This is a genomic window from Ruminococcus sp., assembly GCF_016283395.1.
The window spans coordinates 100,394-117,828 of the sequence record NZ_JAEEMU010000039.1 but is presented as its reverse complement, the minus strand read 5'-3'; the positions used below and the strand labels follow the sequence as shown (position 1 = coordinate 117,828).

At 44.9% G+C, this 17,435-nt stretch carries 13 protein-coding genes and 1 riboswitch; of the genes, 4 read left to right on the top strand and 9 right to left on the bottom strand.

Annotated features, from left to right (window positions below):
• Nucleotides 1-30: 30 nt before the first annotated feature.
• The 4 genes from QZZ41_RS08065 to QZZ41_RS08050 all read right to left on the bottom strand — a co-directional run bounded on the left by QZZ41_RS08065 (nt 31) and on the right by QZZ41_RS08050 (nt 5,331).
• Nucleotides 31-2,040 (bottom strand): class I tRNA ligase family protein, encoded by a 2,010-nt coding sequence (locus QZZ41_RS08065; protein WP_295070207.1) that lies wholly within the window; start codon nt 2,038-2,040, stop codon nt 31-33.
• A gap of 123 nt (nt 2,041-2,163) precedes the next feature.
• Nucleotides 2,164-3,804: a glutamate--tRNA ligase family protein gene (locus tag QZZ41_RS08060; RefSeq protein WP_295070204.1), complete on the bottom strand. Its 1,641-nt coding sequence runs from the start codon at nt 3,802-3,804 to the stop codon at nt 2,164-2,166.
• 151 nt (nt 3,805-3,955) lie between these two features.
• Nucleotides 3,956-4,684: a peptidoglycan-binding protein gene (locus QZZ41_RS08055; RefSeq protein ID WP_295070201.1), complete on the bottom strand. Its 729-nt coding sequence runs from the start codon at nt 4,682-4,684 to the stop codon at nt 3,956-3,958.
• A 143-nt stretch (nt 4,685-4,827) separates the two neighbouring features.
• Nucleotides 4,828-5,331: a peptidoglycan-binding protein gene (locus QZZ41_RS08050; RefSeq protein WP_295070198.1), complete on the bottom strand. Its 504-nt coding sequence runs from the start codon at nt 5,329-5,331 to the stop codon at nt 4,828-4,830.
• 183 nt (nt 5,332-5,514) lie between these two features.
• Between QZZ41_RS08050 and QZZ41_RS08045 the strand changes: the two genes are divergently transcribed.
• Nucleotides 5,515-6,360, top strand: coding sequence for a hypothetical protein (locus QZZ41_RS08045; protein ID WP_295070196.1), 846 nt, complete (start codon nt 5,515-5,517; stop codon nt 6,358-6,360).
• A gap of 125 nt (nt 6,361-6,485) precedes the next feature.
• Here QZZ41_RS08045 and QZZ41_RS08040 read toward each other — a convergent pair whose 3' ends face one another.
• Nucleotides 6,486-7,877, bottom strand: a complete 1,392-nt coding sequence (locus tag QZZ41_RS08040; RefSeq protein ID WP_295070193.1) for a peptidoglycan-binding protein — start codon at nt 7,875-7,877, stop codon at nt 6,486-6,488.
• 3 nt (nt 7,878-7,880) lie between these two features.
• Entirely contained in the window at nt 7,881-8,612 is a 732-nt protein-coding gene (locus QZZ41_RS08035; protein WP_295070190.1) for a carboxypeptidase regulatory-like domain-containing protein, read from the bottom strand.
• 142 nt (nt 8,613-8,754) lie between these two features.
• Between QZZ41_RS08035 and QZZ41_RS08030 the strand changes: the two genes are divergently transcribed.
• The 3 genes from QZZ41_RS08030 (at nt 8,755) to QZZ41_RS08020 (ending at nt 11,470) form a co-directional block, all read left to right on the top strand.
• Nucleotides 8,755-10,380, top strand: coding sequence for a spermidine synthase (locus QZZ41_RS08030; RefSeq protein WP_295070187.1), 1,626 nt, complete (start codon nt 8,755-8,757; stop codon nt 10,378-10,380).
• A gap of 162 nt (nt 10,381-10,542) precedes the next feature.
• Nucleotides 10,543-10,974: a hypothetical protein gene (locus QZZ41_RS08025; RefSeq protein WP_295070184.1), complete on the top strand. Its 432-nt coding sequence runs from the start codon at nt 10,543-10,545 to the stop codon at nt 10,972-10,974.
• A gap of 25 nt (nt 10,975-10,999) precedes the next feature.
• Nucleotides 11,000-11,470 (top strand): peptidylprolyl isomerase, encoded by a 471-nt coding sequence (locus tag QZZ41_RS08020; RefSeq protein WP_072949511.1) that lies wholly within the window; start codon nt 11,000-11,002, stop codon nt 11,468-11,470.
• 116 nt (nt 11,471-11,586) lie between these two features.
• Here QZZ41_RS08020 and QZZ41_RS08015 read toward each other — a convergent pair whose 3' ends face one another.
• The 3 genes from QZZ41_RS08015 to metK form a co-directional block, all read right to left on the bottom strand.
• Nucleotides 11,587-14,772: a GDSL-type esterase/lipase family protein gene (locus QZZ41_RS08015; RefSeq protein WP_295070179.1), complete on the bottom strand. Its 3,186-nt coding sequence runs from the start codon at nt 14,770-14,772 to the stop codon at nt 11,587-11,589.
• Between the two features lie 212 nt (nt 14,773-14,984).
• On the bottom strand, nt 14,985-15,419 hold the full coding sequence (locus tag QZZ41_RS08010; protein ID WP_295070176.1) for a hypothetical protein: 435 nt from the start codon (nt 15,417-15,419) through the stop codon (nt 14,985-14,987).
• Nucleotides 15,420-15,430: 11 nt separating this feature from the next.
• A complete protein-coding gene (gene metK, locus QZZ41_RS08005) occupies nt 15,431-16,615 on the bottom strand; it encodes a methionine adenosyltransferase (protein ID WP_295070173.1) in 1,185 nt (394 codons plus the stop codon).
• Between the two features lie 63 nt (nt 16,616-16,678).
• A riboswitch (SAM riboswitch) is annotated at nt 16,679-16,782 on the bottom strand.
• Nucleotides 16,783-17,435: the final 653 nt, after the last annotated feature.

The following is a 17,435-nucleotide window of genomic DNA, read 5'->3' as shown; positions in this document are numbered from 1 at the left end:
GGTGCAGCTAAATCGCCGTCTCATTCATTTTTATTCTTCTGATGCTGCAAACTGGCTTTCATGACGTGTGAAGAAGTCCGTTCTCGGAGGCAGGAATTTCAGCTTATGGTCATTGCCTGTGAAGTATGTCAGTGGTTCGAATATAGTATCCCATGACCAGATACGCTCGTCAACTTCCAGATACTCGCGGAGTTTCTCAGTTCCGAACGGAGCCATTGGGTGAAGAAGCACACCTGCAATACGTATCATGTAGAACAGGTTCGCAAGTGCCTGCTTGAGAGCTTCCTTGTCAGGATACTCGCCGTTAAGTGCCTTTGCCATGTACTTGCTGCCGTTTCTGATATAGCTGTCGAGTACGTATGTACACTGGTGGAATGCGAATTTAGACATATGTCTCTCGTAATCAAGTACAGCCTTCTTTGCATCTGCAAGGAATTTCTCCTCGGGAGCATTATTCGGCATAACGCCGTCAAGCTCCTTCTGAGCTGTATAGAAAGCAGTACGTATCATACGGTTGTATACGTTTGAAAGGAGCAGTCCGTCCTTTACTACAGGATCTGCGTCCTCGGGCTTTGCATCGGGATTGTATGGCTTTGGCATGAAGCTTACGGAACGCTGTCCAAGACCAAGTCCCAGCCAGTGCATACGAAGCTGCTCAGGAGTATAGTGGTTGAGCAGGTCGTCAGCCATAGGCGGCTTTACTGCACCCGAGCTCGAAGCCTTCTTGTCAAGGAAGAGGATATGATGATTAGCCACGATAACAGGAAGCTGTAACTCTCCGTCAGCAGGCGAAGCTGTCTTGTTCTCACTCTCCTGCTGTGCCATCCACATTGCAGGCTCTGCGATACCATAGAAGTAAATATTATCCTGACCGATGAACTGGTACACGGTAGAATCCTTGCTGCACCAGTAATCGCGCCATTCTTCCTTGTCGTGACCGATAGACTCCAGATAAGTCTCGGTAAATGAGATAGGAGCCCAGAGAGACTCAGGCCATACCCATACAGTAAGTCCCTCAACACCGTCCATAACAGGTGCAGGAACGCCCCACTCGATATTACCTGTAAGACGGAAAGGAACCAGTGTCTTACCTGTTCTGTAGCGTATACCGTTCTCAGTGAGTATGCGGCAGGCTTCATCACAATCGGAAAGCTTTGTGAACTCGATAGTGAATGAAGGCTTCTTAGGCTCTTCGAGGTAGTTGTGCTCAGGCATCTTATCCTTGATGCTCATATACTTTTCCTCGAATTCACGCTTTATGTAAATAACAGGGTTCTTTAAGAACTCGTCAATAGTTTTCCATACAACAGGACGGATATCCTTGCGCTTTTTAAGCTCCTCTACCCAGTCCTTCATGAGCTGCTCGTAGTCGCGGAGCTTGAAGTACCAGTTAGTAACAGGCTTCATTGTAGGTGTTTCACCTGTAAGTGTGCTGACAGGGTTTATGAGGTTCTCAGGCATATACTGATGTCCCATATCACACTCGTCTGCGTAGCCCTTTTCGGAAGTACAGCCGTCTACAGGACATTTACCGATGACCTGTCTGCCGTTGAGGAACACGCCTGCTTTCTCGTCAAAGAACTGCATAGTCGTGATCTGGTTCAGCTGTCCCTTTTTGTGGAGCGAGCTGATAAAGCGGTCGGTAACTGAAGCGTGTATCTCCTTTGAACGTCCGAGACCTGATGCTGCGAAGAGATTCGGAGCTATACCGTAAGCAGCAAGTGTGTCCTTCTGCTTGTTATGATTTCTCTGAACGAAATCTTCGAGAGAGCCCTCGAACTCGCCGTTCTTGACCTTTACACGCCAGCCCTCTGCGATAGGTGAACCATAGCAGTCCGTACCGCTGACGAAGATAACGTTCTCCTTGCCTATGCGGTCTCGCAGGAAGCGTGCATAGGTATCCGCAAATACCAGCATACCGCCAACGTGACCGAAGTGGAGCTCTTTATTGCCGTAGGGCATACCGCCTGTGACTACCGCCCTTTTCGGGAACACAGGACGGGGTATCTCAAAATTCTTTTTTTCTTTATTGTCTGACATTTTCATTACCTCTTTGATATAATTCATAATTAAGAATTCATAATTGTGGTGTCCGCTATCGCGGACGAATCTGAATAGTTTCAAGCGACCATTAATTATGCATTATGCATTATGAATTATGCATTAAGCAAAGGCTTCCAGCCTTTTGCGTGTTATCTCCTCGCCCAGAACGTGGCTCACTTCCCAGATATCAGGAGCATTTGCGTGTCCTGTGAGAGCTATACGGAGCATATTTGTGATATGAACGATACTTCCTTTGAACTGGTCGGGATTTTTCTTGTAGTCCTTTGGCTTTACAGCAAAGCCCATTTCCTCTGTGATAGCCTTTACCTTATCGAACCATACAGCACTGTCGTCGCTATGGTCGTATGTTGCAAGGTACTTGCCGAAGAACTCCTTGACTGTAGCTTCATCACACTCCTCAGGCATAGGGTCTGACACTGTGAACTTCTCGTCATAGTAGAAGCTCATGAAGTCGCAAGCCTGCTTCCATGTTTCAATATCTCTTCTTGGCTTTGCACCGCCTCTGCCTACATTGAGAGCAGCAAGAGTTCTCTCGGGATATTTATTGATAAGGTCTGCGAAGTCCTTGTCGTACTCATTGCACCATTCAAGCCAGCCGTCATAGACCTGCTGTGCCGGCATACGGCAGATAACATTTTTGGAAATATCACGAAGCTTGTCAAGATCAACAAGTGCGCCTGATACGGACATCTTCTCCAGTGTATACGGAAATTCGTGATAATCGGTCTCAGGATTTGCAATGCGCCACTCCTCATAGTTGGAGTTGAGCAGAGTAAGCAGGAACTCCCATATAGCGTCCTTGCTGATACCCTCCTGCTGATAGTATGAAAGTGCAAGCTCAGGATCTTTACGCTTTGAGAGCTTACGTTTGCCGCCTGTTTCCTCGTCTATCTTCATAAGAGTTGCAGTGTGGCAGTATTTAGGCTGCTTCCAGCCAAGTGTGTTGAAAAGCTCAACATGCATAGGAAGTGATGATATCCACTCCTCACCGCGTACTACATGAGTCGAACGCATGAAGTGATCGTCAATAACATGGGCAAAATGATAAGTCGGGATACCGTCGCTCTTGAGAAGAACGAAATCCATATTGTTTCTCGGCATTTCCAGCTTTCCGCGGATAGCGTCCTCAACAGCGATAGTTTCGCCTGTTTCCTGACCTCTGAAACGGAGCACCCACTCCTTGCCTGCTTCTATATTTGCCTTTATCTCATCAAGACTAAGATCACGGCACTTTGCATACTTACCGTAAACTCCGGGATTTTCCTTATTTGCAGTCTGCTGCTCGCGAACTGCTTCTATCTCCTCTGCTGTCATAAAGCATGGATAAGCAAGTCCTCTTTCGGTGAGGAGCTTTGCAAATACGTGATATATCTCCTTACGCTGTCTCTGACGATAAGGACCGTATTTTCCGTTGTCACCCTCTGCTGTAGCACCCTCATCAAAGTGAACACCGAAGTAGTCCATAGCGTTGATGACTGTCTCAACAGCTCCTTCGACCTCACGCTTGTTGTCGGTATCCTCTATTCTAAGGAAGAACACGCCGTTTGACTGGTGAGAGATACGCTCACCGATGATAGCATTGTAAAGGTTTCCGAGGTGTACAAATCCCGTAGGACTTGGTCCTATACGTGTAACATTAGCTCCCTCGGGAAGCTGTCTCTCTGGAAAACGAGCCTCGATATCCTCGGGAGTATCCTTAACATCGGGGAAAAGATAGTCTGCAAGTGCTTTATAATCCATAGTATCAATCCTTTGTAAAATTTCCGCCTGTCCGATGACAGACAACATTTAAATTATTATATCACATTTACATTGTAAAGTCAAATCTTAACAGGCATAAAAAGATCCCCTTGATAAAGGGGATCTTTTATATTTTATTCAGTATTATTAATTATGAAAAATGATTATGCTGGCCGTCGCCCCAGAAATAAAGATATCCGTGCTTAAAGCTGCTCTTGTTATTGAAGTAGTATGTTACAGCTTCCTTAACACCTACAGTTACCTGACTTGAGAACTTGCCAAGATTTATGTAAGATGATGCACCTGAGAACTGATTTTTCTGTGCGAGTACCTTATATATTGTATTCGGGAATTTATTTGATGCCACACGATTCATGATGACCTCAACAACAAGTGCCTTTTCATTCATTGTGATCCAGTTGCTTCCTGCTTCATGTGCTACAGCATTGCAAAGAAGGATATAATTGCTCTGTGTTACACCTGAAGGCTTTGTTGAACTGATGCCCAGAACGGACTTCATCTTTTTAAGGGAATTCTTTCCGAACTTTCCGTCAGTTGTAAGCTTATACTTCTGCTGGAATGCCTTGACAGCCTTTTCTGTATTTGTACCGAAATCTCCGTCAACGTCAAGCTTTGCGATACCTGTCTTGTTTATTGCACACTGGAGCCACTTTACCTTATCTCCGCTGCTGCCCTTCTTTAAGCAATCGCTTTCCAATGGTGTGATATGGTCGGCATAGTTCTTAGCATAACTTGCTGCGCTTGCTATGATAGCAGTGCCGCCAAATTGTGATGAAACATTGTTTACGATAGCTGAACCTGCTCCGATAAGAGTTAATGCCATTGCGAATGCTGAAATTCTTTTTACGATGTTATTCATTTTTAATTTTCCTTTCGATTTTGAAATTCTTTTTTTGAACACGTTTATGACGTATTCAATTTACAGGCTCTATGTTACACGCTATACAGCTTTCTCACAACACAAGAGGAGTAAAACTAACAAAATCAAGAGTAAAAGGCACTTTACCTGACAGTAAGGAACCGCACCAGCATATTCCACGTTATACAGTCAACACAGCCGCTTTCCGCAAGTCCGCAGCATTTCTGAAAGCTTTTTACTGCCTTTTCTGTCGCAATGTCATATTCACCGCTCACGCTTACCTTCGGCATATTATCATACCACGCCGCGGCTTTCCAGAGCATTGCCTGTATTATGTAGATAAGCTCTCCGCTGTCACCTAAAGCTGCACTGTATATCCTTGACGGGAAAGCACTGTATGGTTCGGGTTCGCCGTCAAGATATTCCCTGTAGACAGATACTATTTTATTCCATGTAGCGGCATCTGTCTCGCCTGTAACGGGAAGCCCGTAGGCACGCTGAAATACCTCCACAGCCTTTGCAGTCTCACTGTTGTAAACTCCGTCGGGAAGTATTTGCGGTATGCGTTTGTCAAAAAGGGATATGCCGTAAAGATAGCCCTGTAATTCGCGGATATGCTCCTTTTTTTGTTCATCGGTATATGGCATAATATCAGCTCCTTTTGTATTATAATAAGTAGTTTTTTAGCTATATTTCGTTAACTCTCATTTTTTCTCCTTTCACTCTTATTTCGTTGTTGATTCACTGAAAAGCGTGTAGAATAACAACTGTAAGATAAATACGGGAAACACCGTATAAAAAATTTTTCTATATTGAAAGGAAGAAAAAACATGAAAAAAACAATTAAAAAGGTACTCTGTACCACTCTCGCAGCTTTTGCACTCTTTACAGGTGTAACAGCATCATCAACAGCATCTCCTCAGCCTGACTTCAAACTTGTCAGCTCAATCGAAGCAAACGCAGCTGAAAAGGTAATGTATGAAGGCTACATTACAGAAGGAAAAAAATATAACACAAGAAGCACCCCTAACAAGGACAATGATAAAAATATAATTGATAACAAGCTTCTTGGTTCGGACGCTTTATACAGGTATAAAATCGTTAAAGTCTATGAGGAAAAAAATAACTTTGTTAGAATCTCTGCTAAGGGTGAAAAGTATACAAGATGGGTATATAAACCTCGTGTATTTAAGTCAAAACCAGGTGAGTTTACAATTTGCAATGCAGGAAGACATGGAAGAGATAAAGTAAAACATAGTACCTTTGTATCAAGAAACGGTGTATTATCAGAAGTACTTATTTGTACTTGCTGTGGAAACCACTGGGAAAAACAGCTGACAAAAGCTCAGGCAAATCCAGGGGCATCATGCGGTAAAGAACATAACATAAATAATGCTAAATTTAATGTGGTTATTCAGCCCGACGATTTAGGAGCAACTGCTGAAATAGTGGGTAAAAATTATTATTGTAAAAAATGCGGAAAATGTATATGCTATAAATCAAGTCACAAACGCTATACTGTATTAGAATTTGATGATTTTATATGCAATAAAGAAAAAGCCGCATTTTTAAGTCAAGATGCTAAAAATTATGTAAAAGGCGCAAATAAAATTGAAGTTCTTCCAATAAAAAAATGGGGTTATTTCCTGATTAATGGTGAAGATAGAATAGTATAAAAAAACTCCCCTCCCCGTGAGGGGAGTTTTTTGTCATACATACACGGGCGGATATTAGCCGCCCATACTTAATTTCTCGGACGCGTAATGCGCGTCCCTACACGCTAAAGGCTAATGGCTAAGGGCTATTTGATAGTGTAGCCGGGGTTCTGATAGGGACGCTTGTCGAAGCCGTAGCGCAGGTCTGAATACACTCCTGCTATACTGTCCCATGTTACAGCTCCCACTATACCCGAAGGTTCTATGCCGAACTGACGCTGAAAAGCTGTTACGGACTGCCTTGTAAGGGGGCCGAAATAGCCTGTATCACTTACCGCTGGGATATTCGGGTAGCTCCTGTTGATGTATGTGAGGTACTGCTGTATTATCTTTACCGACTCGCCGCTTGCTCCCTCACGGAGTACAGTATTCGGATAAAGCGCAACATATGTATACTGAGGCGGTACACTTTCAACTATGCCCTGATAGGCGCGGAAAAGGTCGTTCCTTGTAGCTCTGTCGACTACTCCCGTCTGCGGAAGTCCGAAAACTCTCTGGAAAGACTTTACCGAACGCTCAGTCTGCTCGCCGAAATAGCCGGTTACCTCAACAGGCATTACAGCTTCGTAATACGCTCCTATTACAGCAAGATAGTATTGCAGCATACTCACCTCTATGCTCTGCATACCAATGCTCAGTTCTTCCTTGAACTGCGGCGATATCTCATCAAATCTGAGTCCCTCAGAATCAAGCTCCGCAAGCCGCTTTACACTGGTATAAATGTAGCTTATCCTGTACCATGTAGCCGCATTGACCGTACCGGTTTCCTCGAGCCCGAATATCTGTTGAAACTTCCTGACAGCGTTCTCGGTAGCTGTATCGAATATTCCGTCAGCAGCAGGTATCTTCGGTATCGCAGGGAAACTCCGCGATATTCGGTTGAGCCATACCTGTATGAACTTCACATCATTTCCGAACGAACCGTTTCTCAGCTCTGTATCTGGATATGATGGCATTGCAGTCTGAACGGGCGCATTTCTCACTATGTCGATATTCTCGCCGTAGTAGTATTGCAGTATCTCATAGGGCGTGAGTCCGCGGTTGGCAAGCGCAACAGTCCCCCACTGTGAAAGCCCCTCACAGGTAGTCGTTGTACCGTTGCAGAACGCAGTAAACAGAGGCTCAACGCTCCCCTGCCGCCTGACATAATCGTTGAAAAGCTCATCTACAAGGTAGCTGATATTCTCAAAATACTCCCTGCCGTTTATGAACTTCTGGTCATACTGCGTTGTGGCTGTTATGTCGAAATCATACCCTCTCGAACGATACCACTCGGTATATATCCTGTTGAGTGCAAAGGATACTATTGCATAAATATTGGCTCTGAGGGCGTTCTCGGGCCATGTGGGATATATCTCGCTGGACGCAACATTCTTGATATATGAAGCAAATCCCACTGTAACATCGGGAGCATCTGAATCGGGAGTCCCAAGATGCACAGTGATAGTCTCAGGTATGAACGGAGTGCCTGTAAGCATCACTCACTCCTTTCCGCTGCCGAAATTTGGCTCTGCATTGTAATATGTCATAGTCTCGTCGGAGCTGTTCATCATAAGCGGAACAGGTATAAGGTTGAAGTTCTGAACAGAGGTTATACCCGAAAATACAGGAACATCTACACTCCTTGCTCTGAAAAATCCCTCCGCCGTCACGCTCACATCAAAGAGATTATAAGGTCTTTCATCTGGGGAAGGCTCCTGCGAATGTACAAGGTCGGGTACAGGCAGAGTAAATTTCGGAGCAGTGCCGCTCTCGTCAGTCACTCCCGAAGCAAGAACGAGCCTTTTGCCGTCAACTACCGCAGTAACCGCTACCATAGCTCCTGCGACCGCCGAGGTATCGTCACCTGTACGAACATTTACCTGTATGTACCCCTTTTCAGTGCCGAGAAGCTCCTCCGCATCATATTCCGGCGGTTCACTGTCATTGTTTGTATCTGTACCGAAGTCAGTATCAAGCTCCGAAAGCTCAGGCTCGGGAAAGCGGCTGTTGTAATCCTCCTCTGCGCCGCTTAAGTCCTCTTCGGTATATTCAGCATAAGCTGTATCATCGGGAGCATCTTCATCTACCTCGTTTATCTCCTCAGGCTGTGTATCGTATTCGGAAGCAGCTTTCGGAAGCTCCTCTGCCGTATCGTTTGGAGAAGTGCTCCTGCTGTAGAGCTTCATCATCTCCTGCTTGTATTTTTCCATATCGAGATTACCGTTATTCATATTATCTCCTCCTGCTAAAACATATGCAGTACATCACCGTTTTTATGCACAAACCATACCATAACTCAAAACATTGATTTATCAGCAAAAATGTGTTATACTAATAAACGCAGTAATTTTGAATGTAATACAGGAGAATTTTATGAAAAAAAGATCGGTCAGCACATCGGCTGAAAAAAAGCCGCTTCCCAAAATACTCAAAAACAAATGGTACTTATACATCACTGAATTCTTTGCAGGTATGTCCGTTATGGCTGTAGAACTTGGCGCAAGCAGACTCCTTGCACCTTATTTCAGTTCATCGCAGATAGTCTGGACTATTATAATCGGTACAATAATGATAGCTATGGCTCTCGGAAATATCTACGGCGGCAGAAGTGCCGACAAGAACCCCAATCCCGATAAGCTCTACGGACGCATACTTATCGCTTCAATATGGATAGCCGCTGTGCCGTTCATAGGCAAGCTTGCTATCGCAGGAATTGCAGGACTGCTTGTTATCACGATAAACACCAACTTCCTCATATGGGCGGCTTTCCTGACCTGTATGGTGGTATTCGTCTATCCTCTGTTCCTGCTTGGTACGGTAACTCCCTCACTTGTAAAATACACCGTTGACTCACTGGACGACAGCGGCAAGACTGTTGGTACTCTCGGTGCTGCAAACACTATCGGCTCTATCATCGGCACTTTCGTTCCCACGTTCATTTCCATACCTGCGGTGGGAACTGCCGTTACTTTCCTTATATTCGCAGGTATAATGCTCGTCATAGGGCTCATATATTTCATAAGCTCAAAACGCGGAGCTGTAAAGACAGGCATTGCGGCTGCACTTTTCATCGTCTGCTGCTTCACTTCGCCTATAATGGGCTTTGCATTCTGGGAAAAGGACCTTGCCTATGAGGGCGAATCCGTCTACAACTACCTGCAGGTAAAGGACTACCCCGAGCGCACCGAGCTTTCCACAAATGTGCTTTTCGGAGTTCAGTCCGTATACATGAAATCAGGCGAGCTGACAGGTATGTACTACGATTACGCTATGGCTGCTCCACTTATGACAACTTCTCCCGATAACGCGGATATGCTTATCCTCGGCATGGGCACGGGCACTTACGCTAAGCAATGCTCCACCTATTTCAGCAATATCACCGCCGAGGGTGTAGAAATAGATGACAAGATAACAGATCTCGCTCACAGCTACTTCGAGCTGCCCGAAAATATCAAAGTCACCACCTATGACGGCAGAGCCTTTCTCGGGGGCTGTGACAAGAAGTACGATATCATCATGGTGGACGCTTATCAGGATATAACTATCCCATTCCAGATGTCGTCAAGGGAGTTTTTCACGCTCGTAAAGGAGCACCTCAACGAAAACGGTGTAATGGTGGTAAATATGAATATGCGCTCGGAGAGCTCTGACGGCATAAACGACTGGCTTTCGGACACAATTGCTTCCGTATTCGGAAATGTATACACTGTTGACGTTGAAGGCTCTACAAACCGCGAGCTTTTTGCTTCCGATAACGGCAGCATGACCGATATCTTCGCCGAAAATATCGACTCACTGAAAAACGCCGAGCTACACAGGCTCATGACAAGCGTAAAAGGCACTCTTGTGCGCTACAACGCAGGAAAACACATTCTCACCGATGATAAAGCTCCTGTGGAGCTTCTCGGCATGAAGGTAATTGACGATATCATACAGGAGGAGCTCGTTTACTACAAAGAAGCCTTTGCGGAAAAAGGTATCAAGGGACTTCTCGAATAGCATCAAAGACGGACGTTTCAAAGCGTCCGCCTTTTTTGAATGTTTTTCTAAACCAACCTGAGTTTCATACCACGACGGCATGAAACTCTTGACAATACGCCAATATTGGTTTATAATATTATATAAACTTTTTTCAGCTAAGGCTGAGGGACGGAGGAAAATGTGGAAAGAAACAGGATAATCTCTTTATTTCTGGCTTTTATTGCAGCAGGACTCGTTGTTCTCGCAGGCAAATCCTGTACAGAGGACATAATCAAAGCCAATAAAGAAAGCCGTGCAAAGAATACAACATCGAAAGAACCGCATCTTATCACAGAGGATAATGTGATAACTCCTACGCTCGATCAGTTCTCTTCATATGCCCAGTCAGATACTTCCCTGCCCGCGCAGGAAGAGGACACAAGAGAATACGTTACTGTTACAAATCTTTTCGGCGAGGTAGTCGAAACTATCCCTGTAACAAGTCCCGAAGAAGCCAATATGCCGACTACTACCCTTTCTATACTCGATGAGTATAATCAGGGCAGAGAGCAAGCTGAAAATGCTACGACCTATATCAAGCCTGCTGATAAGATCGTTATCGAAATGGACTGATAATTTTTTTACGGAGGAAATAACAATGGTAGTTATCGAAATGGAAAACGGCAAGAAGATCAAAATAGAGCTTTATCCCGATATTGCTCCTATCTCATGTGAAAACTTTGAAAAGCTTGTAAAACAGGGCTTTTATGACGGACTCACATTCCACAGAGTTATCCCGGGATTTATGATACAGGGCGGCTGTCCTAACGGCACAGGCACAGGCGGTCCCGGCTGGCAGATCAAGGGCGAATTTGCTGCAAACGGCGTTAAGAACGACCTCAAGCACACAAGAGGTGTACTCTCAATGGCTCGTTCAATGATGCCAAACTCAGCAGGCTCACAGTTCTTCATCATGCACGAGGACGCTCCTCACCTTGACGGCAACTATGCTGCATTCGGCAAGGTCATCGAGGGCATGGAAGTGGTTGACGAGATAGCAGAGTGCGCTACAGACTACAACGACAAGCCAACAACTCCACAGGTAATGAAGAAAGTTACTATCGAGTGATAACTTGTAAGTGCATAGTGATTAGTGATTATTAAAGGGACGCCAGTCGGCGTCCCTTTCTTTTGTTTGCACAGCAAAAGGGGCGGATAATTCCGCCCCTTCTAAGCTCTTAGCTCTTACTTCAGATATGAAGCAAGTCCGCTTATGTTCTGCTTTCTTATCTCGCCTGCAACAAGTCCTGCAACGATATTTGCACCCTTTTCACAGAAGTGAGTACCGTCTGTAGAACCTGAAACTGCGCCCATAAGGTGATAGCTCTTGGCTGTATCATAGCCAACTGAGTTGTAATGGTTCACCATGAGAGTATTGAGGTCGATGCATGGTATGCTGTACTTCTTTGCAAGATTGTAGCAAGCCTCATTGTAGTTGGTGTAGCTGTTGACAAATCTGCCGTTTGAGTAAGCTTTCATGCCGATAGTAGTAGTTACAAGTATTGGAGTTGCTCCCTTGTCCTTTGCGGACTTGATGAACTGTGTCATATACCACTCATATGAGCCCGATGACGGATTATCAACATTGCCGCAGGTAGGAGCGTATCTGTCAGCATTTGACTGACCTGCATCATTGATAGCAAACTGTATCATAACGAAATCGCCTGTTTTAAGGCTGTCGGCAATGGTCTGCCACCTGCCCTCATCATAGAACTTCTTGGAGCTTCTTCCTGCTATGGAGTGGTTTGCAACAGTGATATCGCTGTTGAAGTAGCTCTGCATATAGTAGCCCCAGCCTTGCTGCGGAGCATATGACTCACGGTAGCTCTGTACAGTTGAGTCGCCTGCGATATAGAGTGTATGCTGACCGCTGCCTGTGTTCTGCTGCTCCTGTGAGGGATCATATACCTCGGCATATGGCTCATCTGTAAGGATAAGCTCTATGTAGTCAAGGTTAGGTCCGCCCTCTGACATTGCAGACTGAAAAAGGATAGTGTTCTTTCCTGCCTTGAGTGGAAGAACTATGCCGAACTCATTCCAGTCAGTCCATGAACCTGTACCGGGGAAGGACTGCATCCAGCAGCTGTCCATATTATTATTGACAAACAGCTTCATTTTGCGGTCGCTTGTGGAACCGTTTGCGAAGCGTATATGTGTCATGTAGTTTCCGTCCTGAGGAACGTTAACTGTGAATGTGATATTGCTGTCGGTAGTATTATCAAGATTTACGTAACCGTCCGACCTTGTATAGCCGCTGTTGACAGTCTCGGTAACACCGTTTGTCCACACCTGATCCACTGCAAAATACTTCACGGGAACAGGTGCTGTTGTAGTCGTAGTCGCAACAGCTGTTGTGGTCGTAGTAGTTGGTTCTGCTGTGGTTGTAGCAACTACTACACTGATAGGTTCGGGAAGAGTATCAAGTCCAAGCAGACATCTCTGTATAAACATAGCATCGTTGACTGTCATACCGTCACCGTTGCCTGTAACGTCCGCATTCAGACGTCCGAAGTTGGTGATAGCATGGCTGTCAGAACCGCCTATATCGTACTTGTTCGGGTTTGCAAGTGCCTGCATTATAAGAACTATATCCGACATATCGACTGTGCCGTCGCAGTTGGCATCGCCATACTCTATGAAGAAATCGGGGATATTCGAGAAGTTGAAAGATGTTGTAGTAGGCTTTACTTCCTCGGTAGTTGTAGTCACAGTAGTTGTGGTAGTAGTTGATGTTGTTGTGGTAGTTGTAACCACTGCATCAGCCACCTCTATCATTTCCCATTTCTGGCAGTTATGACCATTTACTTCCCACTGCTGGATATTTGCGCCGTTATTTGTAGCTGCACTTCCTACCTCAACAGCAGAAGCATCTCTTGAAGCTCTTGTGAGGATAGTAACTGTGCCGTCACCGTTGTCCTGGAACTTAAAGAACTGGTCACTGTAGCCGTTCTTGTCGGCAACTACCATATTTGCACCGTTATCACGGCTTCCGTTGTCAACATAGAGGTAAAGATCCGCATTGCTTGGCTTTATGTAGAAATAATCGCCTGTAGCCTGCACGCACTTCCATGTATTATGTGGCTGTGACGAGCTTGCGCCCCACTGCTGAACATTTGCGCCGCTTGCTGTGCTGCCGTCAGCAACTTCCATATAAAGTCCGCTGTTGACGTTCTTGAACATATAGCTTACATCAGACTTCGGGTGGATAGGCTCTCTCGGCGGAGCACCTAACTCCTCAGCCATTATCTCGGCTATCTTCTGAGCACCTTTCTTGCTCTGGTGCAGATCATCGTTTGATCCGTTTGCCTGTATAGCGTAGTATGACGCCATACCGTCATAGCCAACCGAAAGGCCGAAGTTCTGCCATTTGGTGAACAGGTCAACTACTCTTACGTTCTGCTCGCTGCCTATCTTGTCAAGCGAACCGCCGTACCAGCGTCCTGTAAGTCTCGGACTGCGCTGCAAGTCGCCGCGTCTGCCCTGCTGCTTTACAAGAATTACTTCCATGCCCTTTGCCTTGGCGCGTTTGGTCATATCGGTAACTGTATTGTAGTACTCCGTCTCGTTGGAGTAGTTGGAATCATTGATACCAATGGAGATTATGTAGTAATCTCCTGCCTTGCCGTAGGTCTCGATAGGAGCGAACTGGCCTGCGTCAACGAATCCCTTTGCATACTGTCCGCTGGTAGCCATATTGCGGACTTCGTAATTGCTGCCGAAGGTCTTTCCGTTGAAAAACTGTCCCCAGCCATGCTGTGAGGTATCAGCACTGTTATAGTAATTGGCAACGGTAGAGTCGCCGCATATCCATACCATAGGCGGCATTTCGCCTGTGGTGTTTATCTGAGTAATCTCAACCGCAGAGATAGACTGCTCTCTGCCGCTCATACCTTCGACAGCCTGTATATTGAGCTGTCCGTCGGTTACAGGGAGCTTCACTGTCTCGGTCGCTCCTCTGCCTGTCAGATTCATCATCTGGACCATACCCTCAAGCTTGATTGTAGTACGAGGTGCATTGCCTATAGTCACCTTAACTTCATACAAACCCTTTGGAAGGTCAACATTGAATGTATTTCCCGAACCGTAGTTATTGAATTTTACCGCGTCTGCAAGAACTCCGCTGCCTCCTGCGGATACATTTGAAACATTGCCTGTCTGAGCGAAACCGTAACCCCTGCCTGCATTATAGCCGTCAGTAGCGGAAACTCCCGTATAGCCGCTTGCCGCGCCGCTGCCGCCGAAATCAAACTTCCAGTTCGAAGCTGCCTTTGCTCCTGTCGGTCTGAAAGAGTCTGTAACACCAAGTCCTGCAAATGCAGAAAGTGACAGAGCAAGAGAGGTAAGACCGCTGAGCAGTTTTTTTGCTTTCATAAAACTCCTCCAATTCCGTACAAAATATGTACAATTTCTCTATTTTAATTATATCACCGAAAATTTCATAAGTCAACATATTATATATGCATTTTTGAATTATCTTTACTATTTTTTGTTGCTTTTTAACAACTATTCTACATATAAAAATATCGGAGTTGAGAAAAGAAACCGCCTGTCATATGACAGGCGGTTTACTATAAACTTAATATTTATGATTCTATAACTTTTGTCTCGGAAGTTTTTGACTTTTTAAGCGTAAACTCGGTATGAGTCGAAACGTTCTTCTCGGGATCATTCTTATCAGGTGTTGTCGAATGTATTATAAGCTTTATATCGCTGAATGCATCAAGGACCTTTGAAAGCCTGTAAACAGTCTCACGAAGTATATCCACCTGATGATCGCAGTATATACGTCCGATAGTCGACTGAGGATTACATTCAAAAAGTGCATACATAAGACTCAGAACCTGCTCGCAGCATTTAGGCGTTTCCATGACTCCGTTTATCATTTTGAACTTCATGTCGATCGAACCGTCCAACGCTACAAACTCAGCCATTTCGGAATTGCTGGCATATCTGCTGAAAATATCTATCAGAACTGCATTTGTGAATTTAAGTTCAGCATAATTTTCAAGCTCTGCCATATTATCACTCCTTATGAAAGAGCAGCCTTGAGTGCGTCAACTCTGTCAGTCTTTTCCCAAGCTACGCCCAGATCCTCACGTCCCATATGACCGTAAGCAGCAAGCTGTCTGTACTGTGGCTTTCTGAGGTCAAGCATCTTGATTATAGCTGTAGGACGAAGATCGAATACCTTTGAAACTGCTTCTGAGAGCTTCTCCTCGTCTACCTTGCCTGTACCGAATGTATCAACAAGGATAGAGATTGGTGTAGCAACACCGATAGCGTATGAAAGCTGAACCTCGCACTTGTCAGCAAGTCCTGCTGCAACGATATTCTTTGCGATATATCTTGAAGCGTAAGCAGCACTTCTGTCAACCTTTGTCGGATCCTTACCGCTGAATGCTCCGCCGCCGTGACGTGAGTATCCGCCGTATGTATCAACGATGATCTTACGGCCTGTAAGACCACTGTCACCCTGAGGACCGCCTACTACAAAACGTCCTGTAGGATTGATGAAGAGCTTTGTATTTTTGTCCATAAGCTCAGCAGGGATAACTGCCTTGATAACATACTCCTCGATATCCTTGCGGAGCTGCTTGAGTGATACGTCAGCTGAATGCTGAGATGATACTACAACAGCGTCAACTCTTACAGGCTTGCCGTTATCATATTCAACAGTTACCTGTGACTTTCCGTCAGGACGGAGATAACGAAGTGTACCATTCTTACGTACCTCAGTAAGCTTCAGTGAAAGCTTGTGCGCAAGTGAGATAGGAAGCGGCATAAGCTCAGGAGTCTCGTTACAAGCGTAACCGAACATGATACCCTGGTCTCCTGCACCGTTTGAAAGTCCGTCAGACTCATTGTTTTCTTCTCTGTATTCAAAAGCTTCATTAACACCCATAGCAATATCAGGTGACTGTTCATCAATAGATGTAAGAACTGCGCAGGTGTGTCCGTCAAAACCGTACTTAGCTCTGTCGTAACCGATATCACATACTACCTGACGAGCGATCTTAGGAATATCAACATCAGCAGATGTTGTGATCTCGCCCATGCAAAGGATCATACCTGTTGTAACACAAGTCTCGCAGGCAACTCTTCCTGTCTTGTCCTGTTCAAGTATAGCGTCAAGCACTGCGTCCGAGATCTGGTCACAGATCTTATCGGGATGTCCTTCTGTAACAGATTCCGAAGTGAAAAAGCATTTACTCATAAAAAACCTCCTGAAAAATAAAAAACTTCTCTTTCCGAAAAGAGAAGTCACAGTTACCCAATGTCCTCATCTTCCGGAAAAACCGCAGGAATTAGCACCTTCGACTCATTACGTTCGGGTTGCTGCGACTTCACAGGTCCTGTTACCTCCGTCGCTCTTGATAAGGTTACTGATACATTATACACCATGATCCGACATTTGTCAATAGCAAACCACAAATTATAAGAAAAAAATATAGGGCATCTCTAAAAACCCATTTCGGTAAGAAAAATCAAATAGGTGCGGTAGATGCAAGTAAAGCTCCCGAAGGCGTGCTGTCGCACTGCGAGGGAGGTTGACGAAGCAGATGCCGTGCGTAGTTGATTTTTATCGGAAGAGTTTTTTAGAGATGCCCTATGTATAAAACAAACGAGCTTCCGTAATAGGAAGCTCATCTGCCATGATATAGGGATTATTGGGGATTTAATAATTTAATGTTGGGGTAAACATTAAACTACCATGAAAATCAGCTTCGGGATTTCTCCCTCAGCAAGTATATTATAGCACAGGATTATGTATTTTGTGTGAAAAATCTAAATGGGCAGCAAACAAAATTATCAACATAATACTCGTTTTTGTATTAATTCTGCACAAATATAGCTTTTTTCGCATACATTTCCTATACTTGCCGTAAAAAACGCACAACGAATTATCGCCTGTAAACAGTGCTTTTTAGTTTTGAAATACCGCTTTCAGAGGTCATAAGAACTGAAATATTTCTGTAAGAACGGATACCAAGTTCACACCGTCAGGTACTTTCATACATTTTCTTTCAGACCAT

Bases quoted from the DNA above. Each gene is read 5' to 3' on its own strand.
- QZZ41_RS08030 (WP_295070187.1), top strand. From the start codon at position 8,755: ATGAAAAAAAGATCGGTCAGCACATCGGCTGAAAAAAAGCCGCTTCCC.
- QZZ41_RS08035 (WP_295070190.1), bottom strand. From the start codon at position 8,612: ATGAATAACGGTAATCTCGATATGGAAAAATACAAGCAGGAGATGATG.
- metK (WP_295070173.1), bottom strand. From the start codon at position 16,615: ATGAGTAAATGCTTTTTCACTTCGGAATCTGTTACAGAAGGACATCCC.
- QZZ41_RS08040 (WP_295070193.1), bottom strand. From the start codon at position 7,877: ATGCTTACAGGCACTCCGTTCATACCTGAGACTATCACTGTGCATCTT.
- QZZ41_RS08060 (WP_295070204.1), bottom strand. From the start codon at position 3,804: ATGGATTATAAAGCACTTGCAGACTATCTTTTCCCCGATGTTAAGGAT.
- QZZ41_RS08020 (WP_072949511.1), top strand. From the start codon at position 11,000: ATGGTAGTTATCGAAATGGAAAACGGCAAGAAGATCAAAATAGAGCTT.
- QZZ41_RS08050 (WP_295070198.1), bottom strand. From the start codon at position 5,331: ATGCCATATACCGATGAACAAAAAAAGGAGCATATCCGCGAATTACAG.
- QZZ41_RS08010 (WP_295070176.1), bottom strand. From the start codon at position 15,419: ATGGCAGAGCTTGAAAATTATGCTGAACTTAAATTCACAAATGCAGTT.
- QZZ41_RS08065 (WP_295070207.1), bottom strand. From the start codon at position 2,040: ATGTCAGACAATAAAGAAAAAAAGAATTTTGAGATACCCCGTCCTGTG.
- QZZ41_RS08055 (WP_295070201.1), bottom strand. From the start codon at position 4,684: ATGAATAACATCGTAAAAAGAATTTCAGCATTCGCAATGGCATTAACT.
- QZZ41_RS08015 (WP_295070179.1), bottom strand. From the start codon at position 14,772: ATGAAAGCAAAAAAACTGCTCAGCGGTCTTACCTCTCTTGCTCTGTCA.
- QZZ41_RS08045 (WP_295070196.1), top strand. From the start codon at position 5,515: ATGAAAAAAACAATTAAAAAGGTACTCTGTACCACTCTCGCAGCTTTT.